At 71.0% G+C, this 8,672-nt stretch carries 9 protein-coding genes; 5 read left to right on the forward strand and 4 right to left on the reverse strand.

All coding sequences use genetic code 11. The features are described 5' to 3' along the window. Window positions 1-136: 136 nt before the first annotated feature. Window positions 137-559, reverse strand: coding sequence for an ester cyclase (locus ACZ7M2_RS29680; protein ID WP_352053035.1), 423 nt, complete (start codon window positions 557-559; stop codon window positions 137-139). A gap of 166 nt (window positions 560-725) precedes the next feature. Here ACZ7M2_RS29680 and ACZ7M2_RS29685 point away from each other — a divergent pair, with 166 nt between their 5' ends. From ACZ7M2_RS29685 to ACZ7M2_RS29705, 5 genes are all read left to right on the forward strand, one after another. Beyond that, window positions 726-1,793 (forward strand): glucose-1-phosphate thymidylyltransferase, encoded by a 1,068-nt coding sequence (locus ACZ7M2_RS29685; protein ID WP_471597881.1) that lies wholly within the window; start codon window positions 726-728, stop codon window positions 1,791-1,793. 328 nt (window positions 1,794-2,121) lie between these two features. Then, on the forward strand, window positions 2,122-3,114 hold the full coding sequence (gene rfbB, locus ACZ7M2_RS29690) for a dTDP-glucose 4,6-dehydratase (RefSeq protein ID WP_471597882.1): 993 nt from the start codon (window positions 2,122-2,124) through the stop codon (window positions 3,112-3,114). Window positions 3,115-3,254: 140 nt separating this feature from the next. Continuing rightward, the gene (locus ACZ7M2_RS29695; protein WP_471597883.1) at window positions 3,255-3,728 is read left to right on the forward strand and encodes a carboxymuconolactone decarboxylase family protein; all 474 of its coding nucleotides are present in this window, start codon (window positions 3,255-3,257) and stop codon (window positions 3,726-3,728) included. Window positions 3,729-4,749: 1,021 nt separating this feature from the next. Continuing rightward, window positions 4,750-5,127, forward strand: coding sequence for a hypothetical protein (locus ACZ7M2_RS29700; protein ID WP_471597884.1), 378 nt, complete (start codon window positions 4,750-4,752; stop codon window positions 5,125-5,127). Window positions 5,128-5,476: 349 nt separating this feature from the next. After that, window positions 5,477-5,701, forward strand: a complete 225-nt coding sequence (locus tag ACZ7M2_RS29705) for a hypothetical protein (protein WP_352053027.1) — start codon at window positions 5,477-5,479, stop codon at window positions 5,699-5,701. 111 nt (window positions 5,702-5,812) lie between these two features. Here ACZ7M2_RS29705 and ACZ7M2_RS29710 read toward each other — a convergent pair whose 3' ends face one another. The 3 genes from ACZ7M2_RS29710 to ACZ7M2_RS29720 form a co-directional block, all read right to left on the reverse strand. Then, a complete protein-coding gene (locus ACZ7M2_RS29710) occupies window positions 5,813-6,259 on the reverse strand; it encodes an NUDIX domain-containing protein (protein ID WP_471597885.1) in 447 nt (148 codons plus the stop codon). 32 nt (window positions 6,260-6,291) lie between these two features. Next, window positions 6,292-6,897, reverse strand: coding sequence for a dTDP-4-dehydrorhamnose 3,5-epimerase family protein (locus ACZ7M2_RS29715; protein ID WP_471597886.1), 606 nt, complete (start codon window positions 6,895-6,897; stop codon window positions 6,292-6,294). A gap of 102 nt (window positions 6,898-6,999) precedes the next feature. Then, window positions 7,000-8,463, reverse strand: coding sequence for a DHA2 family efflux MFS transporter permease subunit (locus ACZ7M2_RS29720; RefSeq protein WP_471597887.1), 1,464 nt, complete (start codon window positions 8,461-8,463; stop codon window positions 7,000-7,002). Window positions 8,464-8,672: the final 209 nt, after the last annotated feature.

Raw genomic sequence — 8,672 nt, forward strand, 5'->3', positions numbered from 1 at the left:
CTTCCCCCGGGCAAAAACCCGATGCCTCCTCCCCCCCCTCCCCACCCCAGGGAAGGACCGGGAGGAGGTCCCCCCCGCGTGTCACCCAACCACCCCCCCCTCCCCCCCCGTCCCGCCCGCCTGTGCCCGGTGACGGCTACCGGCCGTCCTGGCCGGCGTGGATGTCGACGCCGAGCTGGCGGAACAGCCCCGCCATGTCCAGCTGGTCCCAGTGCTCGGCCAGCAGCCCGTCCTCGACCCGCCAGAAGTCGATCGACTGGAAGTTCAGCGGCCGCCCGGTGGCCCCGACGCCGAAGAACGTGCCCTGGTGGGTGCCCGAGTACTCGAAACGGCCGGCGATGCGGTCCCCCTCCACGACCAGGTCGTGGACGGTGACCTTGACATCGGGGAACGCGGCGAAGATCTGCTCCCAGAACGCCGTGTTCGCCTCGATGCCGTCCTCCACGACCGGGTTGTGGTCGATGTGCCCGGGCGCGGTGTGCTCGCTCATGGTGCTCACATCATGAGCGTTGATCATGTCGACGAAGCGCTGGACGAGTTCACGGTGGTTGTCTGCCATGCCTCAAGCCTTCCTGGGCTCGCGTCACCGAAGCGGGCAGGCGCAGCCGCCCGCCCCGCCGTGTCACCCGAGGATCCCCACCGCCTCTCGAGCCGCCCTGGAGGGGGCCTGTGGGCGCGGCCCATCCCCCATCCCGGCTCAAGTGCCCGCTCCTAGCCTCCCCTTCATGAAGGCTCTCGTACTCTCCGGCGGGGCCGGAACCCGCCTGCGCCCCCTCACCCACACATCCGCCAAGCAGCTGGTGCCCGTGGCCAACAAGCCGGTGCTCTTCTACGGCCTGGAAGCGATCGCGGACGCGGGCATCACCGAGGTCGGGATCGTCGTCGGGGACACCGCCGACGAGATCATGCAAGCCGTCGGCGACGGCTCCAAGTTCGGCCTCACCGTCACCTACATCCCCCAGGACGCGCCGCTGGGCCTGGCCCACGCCGTCATCATCGCCCGCGACTTCCTCGCCGACGACGACTTCGTCATGTACCTGGGCGACAACTTCATCGTGGGCGGCATCTCCTCCCTCGTCGACGCCTTCCGCGTCCAGCGGCCCGCCGCCCAGATCCTGCTCACCCAGGTCTCCGACCCGCGCCAGTTCGGGGTCGCCGAATTCGGCGCGGACGGACGGGTCATAGGCCTGGAGGAGAAGCCCGAGGCCCCCAAGAGCGACCTCGCGCTGGTCGGCGTCTACCTGTTCACCCCGGCCGTGCACGAGGCCGTCCGTGCCATCAAGCCCTCCTGGCGCGGCGAACTGGAGATCACCCACGCCCTGCAGTGGCTCATCGACCAGCGGTGCGACGTGCGCTCCACGACGATCTCCGGCTACTGGAAGGACACCGGGAACGTCGGCGACATGCTGGAGGTCAACCGCTCCGTCCTGGAGCACACCGAGCCGCGCATCGAGGGCGACGTCGACGACACCAGTGAGATCATCGGGCGGGTGCAGATCGACGAGGGCGCCCGGGTGAGCGGCTCACGCATCGTGGGCCCGGCCGTCATCGGCACCGGCAGCGTGATCGCCGACTCCTACGTCGGCCCGTTCACCTCCATCTCCCACGACTGCCGCATCACCGACAGCGAGATCGAGTTCTCCATCATCCTGGACGGCTCCTCCGTGCGCGGCGCCCGCCGCGTGGAGGCCTCGATCATCGGACGCAACGTGGAGGTGACCCCCGCACCCCGGGTCCCCGCCGCCCACCGGCTCATCCTCGGCGACCACAGCAAGGTGCAGATCTCATCTTGACATCTCCCCCAGCTGAAGCAGGGGGATTCTCCCCTCGCGGGTTGAGCCTTCTGCTTCTCATACGGCAGCTGCCCCGAACCAACGGCGGGGGACGCTGGTACGCCCAGCAGTCTTACGCCGGCTCCACAGACCTGACATCCCGCCAGCCCGGCGGCAGGCCCGGCCGGCTTGGCTATCACCGGCCAGGCCTGACAGCGCTACTGCATCCGCGGGCAGTTGCCGGTGAACGACGATCCGCCCCGGCGGCGCATCGTCTTCCCCTGCCCTGCCCCGCAGGAGTCCGTTTCCTCCCCAGCCCGAAGGCTGGGATGTCCACGGAGGAATCCAGATGACCACCACACGCATCCTCGTCACCGGCGGAGCGGGGTTCATCGGCTCGCACTACGTGCGCACCCTGCTCGGCCCGGGCGGTCCGGGCGGCGTCGAGATCACCGTCCTCGACAAACTCACCTACGCCGGCAACCCCGCCAACCTCGACCCGGTCCGCTCCCATCCCGCCTTCCGCTTCGTGCACGGCGACATCTGCGACACCCGCCTCGTGGCCGGCCTCGTCGCCGGCCACGAGCAGATCGTGCACTTCGCCGCGGAGTCCCACGTCGACCGTTCCATCCTCGGCGCCGCCGAGTTCATCACCACCAACGTGCTGGGCACCCAGACCCTGCTGGACGCCGCGCTGCGCCGGCCCGGCGGCCCGGCCCGCTTCCTGCACGTCTCCACCGACGAGGTCTACGGCTCCCTGGCCGAGGGCTCCTGGCCCGAGAGCGACCCGCTGCGCCCCAACTCCCCCTACGCCGCCTCCAAGGCCTCCTCCGACCTCGTCGCCCTCTCCTACCACCGCACCCACGGCCTGGACGTCCGGGTGACCCGCTGCTCCAACAACTACGGCCACCACCACTTCCCCGAGAAGGTCATCCCCCTGTTCGTCACCAACCTCCTCGACGGACACCGCGTCCCGCTGTACGGGGAGGGGCTCAACGTCCGGGACTGGCTGCACATCGACGACCACGTGCAGGGCCTGGAACTGGTGCGCACCGGCGGCCGGCCGGGCGAGGTGTACAACATCGGCGGCGGCACCGAGCTGAGCAACAAGGAACTGACCACCCTGCTGCTCGACCTCGCCGAGGCGACCTGGGACAGCGTCGAGCACGTGCCCGACCGGCTCGGCCACGACCTGCGCTACTCGGTGGACTGCACGAAGATCTCCCGCGAGCTCGGCTACCGCCCCCGCAAGGACTTCGCCCAGGGCCTGGCCGAGACCTTCGCCTGGTACCGCGACCACCGCGCCTGGTGGGAACCCCTGAAGCACAAAGCCGCCCTGTGAGCCGCTGAGCGCCCCCCACCCCCCGGGGGGGCGGGAGCGGGCCTGAAGAAGACGGGGTCTTTTTTTTCCGGTGCTGTCACATCCTGCCGGGCCGGTCCGTCAAGGAGGTGTAACCACCGGCAACGGCACAGGAGCTCACCATGGACGCCCGCTTGAACCTCTTCGGCAACCCGCTCGCAGGCAAGGTCCTCAGGCACATCAACTCGGCCGGCAAAGCGGTCTCGGACTCGGCGCTGCCGGCCGCGACCCAGGAACTGGTGAAGATCCGCGCCAGCCAGATCAACGGCTGCGGTTTCTGCACCGACATGCACACCAAGGACGCCGCGCACGCCGGGGAGAGCGCGGTACGCCTCCACCTGGTCGCGACCTGGCGCGAGGCCACGGTCTTCACCGACGCCGAGCGCGCCGCCCTGGAACTGACCGAACAGGGCACCCGCATCGCGGACGCGGCCGGCGGGGTCACGGACGAGGCTTGGGCGAACGCCGCCAAGCACTACGACGAGGACCAGCTCGCCGCGCTGGTCTCCCTCATCGCCCTCATCAACGCCTACAACCGCGTCAACGTCCTCGTCCGCCAGCCCGCCGGCGACTACCAGCCCGGCCAGTTCGGATGACCGGCCGCCCGTTGCGCCACGGGACGGTCACGGGCTGTACTCCACGGTCGCCGGGGCTGTGTTGTTGTCCGGGTCCGGGCCGGCGGGAGCGGGCGGGACCGTGACGCTGCCGCGGGCCCCCTCGACGCGCTTGTCGATACGCACCGGCAGGACGACGGCGCAGGGCTCGCCCCCCCGGCCCGCAGGCGACGGGACCGCCCTTCGCCGGGCCCTTGCGGCAGCAGGAATCCTCGCTCTGCAGGTCTTGCGGTGGCCGGGTGACGAGGCTGACGCCGCCGGGGAGCGTCACCCCCACCGTGTCGCCCCGGTAGCCCCTCGGATACGGCACCTCGCTCCGGACCTCCTCACCCACCTCGCCCCGCCTCCTGCACGACTCGCTCCCGGTGAACGCGCCGCCGTTCACCGGCCGAAGCCGCAGCACGTCACCGAATGCCGCGCACAGCCCGCCCGGGAAGGTGTGGCCCACCGCCGATACCGGCGGTGGGCCACACGCTGTCATGCAGACTGCCGCTCCTCGTGTCCTGGCCGGTCGCGGCGATGACCGGCTGGTCCCTCTCGTACGCCGTCCCCGCGGGCAGCGGGCCGGGAACGTCGCACTGTGCCTCGGTGGCCGCTGCCGCCCTGCTTGTAGCGGCAGTTGCCGTACCGGGGCAGCAGGGTGTCCGGTTGCGGGTGGTCAGATACGGCGAGCCGGCCATCACGCGGGTGGTGTGCCGGATGGTGGGCGAAAGGAAGGAAATCAGCCTCCTGCCCGTGCGTGATGTCCGGCAGCGCGCAGGTCACGCGAAAGCCCGACCGGGCGCAGCGTAGCCCTTCGGGTGACGGGCTTTCAGGGCCACGGCGCCCGCCCCGGCCGCCGCCAGTACCACTGCACACACCACGCCCTCATACCGCATCAGACGTACCGAACGCCGGATGGTTGCGGGAGGGGGAGGGCGGAGGTTGTGACAGACACGCCCGCGCCTCAGGGGCGCGGGCGTGTCACCTGCCCGGCAATCAGGGCTAGGAGGTCTTGGTCGGCTTGGCGGTCACGGTCGGGCGCGACGTCGTCATCTTCGACGGAGTCGGCTTCGGCGTGTACTTGCGGGTCCTCGACGGAGTCGGCTTCGGCTTCGGCGTGTACTTGCGGGTCTTCGACGGAGTCGGCTTCGGCTTCGGCGTGTACTTGTGCGTCTTCGACGGAGTCGGCTTCGGCTTCGGCGTGTACTTGTGCGTCTTCGACGGAGTCGGCTTCGGCGAATGCTTGGTGGTCATCGTCGGCGACGGCTTCGGCGAATGCTCGGTGGTCATCGTCGGCGACGGCTTGGTGGTCGTCGTCGGCGCCGGCGCGGTGGTCATCGTCTTCGACGTCTCCGGCGCCGTTGTCGAAGGTGTCGCCGCGCGTGCGGCCGGATGCTGAGATCCGGCGGCCGCTACCGCGATACCGCCCGCTGTCCCCCCGGACAGCAGGGCCGCTGTCAGGGTTCCTACGGCGAAGGTGCGCCCCCAGTGGCTGCGGAATGTGGCATTCACGATGTTCTCCCATCTTGAACAACTGCCCCATTGGTCACTGTCGGCCTCAACCGAGGTTAGGTCGGTGCCCCCCGATCGGCGACCGGAGCACATCGGTTCGCACTTTCAACAGAAGTGGCGGGTGCCCGTGCGCGGCCGCACTCCCCGGGCGGGCAGGAGTTGACGCCCTCGCCCCCGCCTGCGGAACTGTGGCCTCCACCACAGCGTGCGGGGTCCGCGCCTGGTCGACTGGCCGGATGCTGATCAACCTGATTCTCCGCGCCCTGCCGTTCTGGATCCGCGAACCGCTGGTCATCGCCGTCAGCCTCTTCTTCGCCGGTCTCGCCCTCTACTGGTTCGTCATGGCCGGAGGATGGGCCCGGGGCGGCATCGGTCTCGCGTTCCTCGCGATCGCGGCCCTGCGGATCCATCTCCTGCGCCGTGAGTGGAGATCCCGCCAGGCCGCGAGAGGAAGCGTGTGAAGCCCTGCGCCGAGCTCGCTCCAACCTGCGCACAGGGCAGGCCGGTTCACACCCGGCGGCCGTCGGCGGCCACGCTCCTGGCGGAGGGCTTCCTGGCGCCGGCCGCCGCACTCACCGTGCCGGATCCGCCAGGGCGGCCAGATCGGTCCCGGCCGTCACCGCGTCGCGCAGCAGTGCGGCGATCTCCTCCGGCTCCAGGCTGAGGGCGTCGAGCGCCCGCACGCTCAGCGGGACTTCCTCGAGCCGGTACTCGCCGCGGTCCGGGTCGGCGAACTCCGGTCCGGTGCGGTCCGCTTCGAACCAGGACCGGATGCGCGCCAGGTAGAAGTACTGGCGCTGGTGCTCACCGGCCAGCACGTGCAGCAGGCCCGTGATCTGCGGCTCGGCGCCGGTCTCCTCGCGTACCTCACGCACCAGGGCCGCGCGCAGGCCCGGATCGTGAGGTTCGACGTGCCCGCCGGGGAAGACCCGGTAGGGCGTCGCGCCCGGCCGGGTGCGCCGGATCAGCAGCAGCCGGCCGGCGGGCGTGACCAGTACCGCCCGGACGCACTCGATCACCGCACCTCCCGCTGCCGGCGCCGCCCGTCAGGTTACGGGCGGGGGCCGGCGGTGCGGTAGGAGGCGAGGGCCTGTTCGTAGGTGGGCAGCAGGCCGCGGGCGGCGGCCTCCGAGAGGCCGGGGGCGTGGGTGTCCTTGTCGGAGCGGATCAGTTGTCCGCCGGTGTTCCAGGGGATGCCGATGTCGGGGTCGAGGGCCTGGATGTCGACCATGGTGCCGGGCACGTACTCCTCGGAGCACAGGTAGTTCATGCAGGTGTCGTCGCTCAGGGCGAGGAAGGCGTGGCCGAGGCCGTCGGCGAGGTAGACGCCGATGCCGGAGCCGGCTTCCTGCAGGGTGGTGTCGAACATGCCGAACGTCGGGGAGCCGACGCGCAGGTCGACGACCACGTCCAGGGCGGCGCCGCGCACGCAGGTCACCAGCTTCGCCTGGCCCGGCGGCAGGGTGGTGCCGTGGATGCCGCGCAGCGTATTGCGCCGGGAGACGGAGAAGTTGACCTGCCGGACGGTGAACGGCTGGCCGCTCGCCGCCGTCAGGCCGCCCAGCCGCCAGGCCTCGTAGAACAGGCCCCGGTTGTCCGGCAGCTGCGACGGTGTGATCCGGAAGGCGTCGCGGACCTTCATCTCCTCAATGGCCATGCGTCCTCGGTTCGTCGGGGCGCCGGGGCGTGGGGGCGCCGGTTCGTGGGACGGCGCCGGGGCCGGCGCCACCCGTTCGGTGGCGCCGGCCCCGGCTCCGGGTCAGTGCAGGGGGGCCGGTGCGGTCTCCTGCGCGGGGGCGGCCTTGGCGACGGGGGCGCTCGCGGCGGCCCGCCGGCGGGAGGGGGCCCCCAGCATGGCGAAGGTGGCCAGGGCCACCGCGGCGGCGCCCACCCACATGGCGGGCACCAGGCCGTCGACGAAGTTGCGCGGTGAGGCGTAGCCGCCGTTGGCGCTGAAGATGGAGGCGAGCAGGGCCACGCCGAGGGCGGCGCCGACCTCGCGGGTGGCGGCGGTGACGCCGGAGGCGATGCCCTGTTCGTGTTCGGCGACCGAGCCCATGGTGAGGTTCATCAGCGGGGCGTAGAACAGGGCCATGCCGGCTCCGCAGATCATCAGGGAGGGCAGCTGGGCGGCGTAGGAGACGTCCGGCTTGAGGACGAACGCCCAATAGACCATGCCGGCGGTCATCATGGCGAGGCCGAGGGTGACCACGGGTTTGCCGCCGATGCGGTCGGAGACCATGCCGCCGATGGGGGCGACGACCATCGGCATGGCGGTCCAGGCCAGCAGCCGTACGCCGGCCTGCATGGCGGTGTAGCCCTGGATGTTCTGCAGGAACTGGGTCATCAGGAAGATCGCGCCGAACATGCCGACCGACATGAGGGCGCCGGCCAGGTTGATCGCGGTGAACGCGCGGTTGCGGAACATCCGCATCGGCACCATCGGGTGTTCGGTGCGGTTCTCCCACACCACGAACAGGGCCATCACGGCGGTGCCGCCGATCAGTGCGCCCAGGACCTGCGGGGAGGTCCAGCCGTCTCCGTGGCCCTTGATCAGGCCCAGCACGATGCCGAACAGGCCCAGGCTGGCCAGGGCGGTGCCGACGGCGTCGAGGCGGGAGTGGGCGATGCGGCTCTCGGCGAGCTTGCGGAAGGACAGCGGGGCAAGGGCCAGGCCGATCGGCACGTTCAGCCAGAAGATCCACTGCCAGGACAGGTGCTCGACGATGGCGCCGCCCACCAGCGGGCCGGCGGCGATGGACAGTCCGTTGACGGCGCCCCAGATGCCCAGGGCCGCGCCGCGTTTCTCGGCGGGCACGGCGGCGGTCAGCAGGGTCACCGACAGCGGCATGATGGTGGCCGCGCCGACGCCCTGGACGGCGCGGGCGGCGACGAGTTCGTTGATGCCGGGCGCCAGCGCGGCGGCCGCGGAGGCGGCGGTGAACAGCAGCAGGCCCAGGCTGAAGACCTTGCGGCGGCCGAAGCGGTCGCCGAGGGCGGCGCCGAACATCATCAGGACCGCGAAGGACAGGGTGTAGGCGTTGACCGTCCATTCCAGGTCGGTGAGGCTGCCGCCGAGTTTCTCGCGGATGGTGGGCAGCGCCGTGATGATGACGAGGTTGTCCAGTCCCGCCATGAACGAGGCGAGGCTGGTGGTGAGAATGGCCCAGAAGACCACCCTCCTGGTGTCACCGCCCGGGGATGGGGGGTTGACGGTGCTCATCCGAGCATCCTTTCTGGAGGCGGGTCGTGCGAGATGCTCATCGCCGTGACCGGTCCGGCCCGCGGCGGGCTGGTGCCCGCACCCGCGCGCGGGCCGCTTACGGCGCCGTCGACGCTACGGACGCGCGCTCAAGTCCTCCTCGAGCCCCGCTCGGCACACGCGGGCGCGGCGCGGCACGGCGGGGCCCGGGTACCGGCCGCACCGGTACC

The organism is Streptomyces sp. NPDC111507, assembly GCF_055638955.1.

Excerpts from the sequence above, each read along its gene's own strand:
- ACZ7M2_RS29680 (WP_352053035.1), bottom strand. The coding sequence starts at position 559 with ATGGCAGACAACCACCGTGAACTCGTCCAGCGCTTCGTCGACATGATC.
- ACZ7M2_RS29685 (WP_471597881.1), top strand. The coding sequence starts at position 726 with ATGAAGGCTCTCGTACTCTCCGGCGGGGCCGGAACCCGCCTGCGCCCC.
- rfbB (WP_471597882.1), top strand. The coding sequence starts at position 2,122 with ATGACCACCACACGCATCCTCGTCACCGGCGGAGCGGGGTTCATCGGC.
- ACZ7M2_RS29695 (WP_471597883.1), top strand. The coding sequence starts at position 3,255 with ATGGACGCCCGCTTGAACCTCTTCGGCAACCCGCTCGCAGGCAAGGTC.
- ACZ7M2_RS29705 (WP_352053027.1), top strand. The coding sequence starts at position 5,477 with ATGCTGATCAACCTGATTCTCCGCGCCCTGCCGTTCTGGATCCGCGAA.
- ACZ7M2_RS29715 (WP_471597886.1), bottom strand. The coding sequence starts at position 6,897 with ATGGCCATTGAGGAGATGAAGGTCCGCGACGCCTTCCGGATCACACCG.
- ACZ7M2_RS29720 (WP_471597887.1), bottom strand. The coding sequence starts at position 8,463 with ATGAGCACCGTCAACCCCCCATCCCCGGGCGGTGACACCAGGAGGGTG.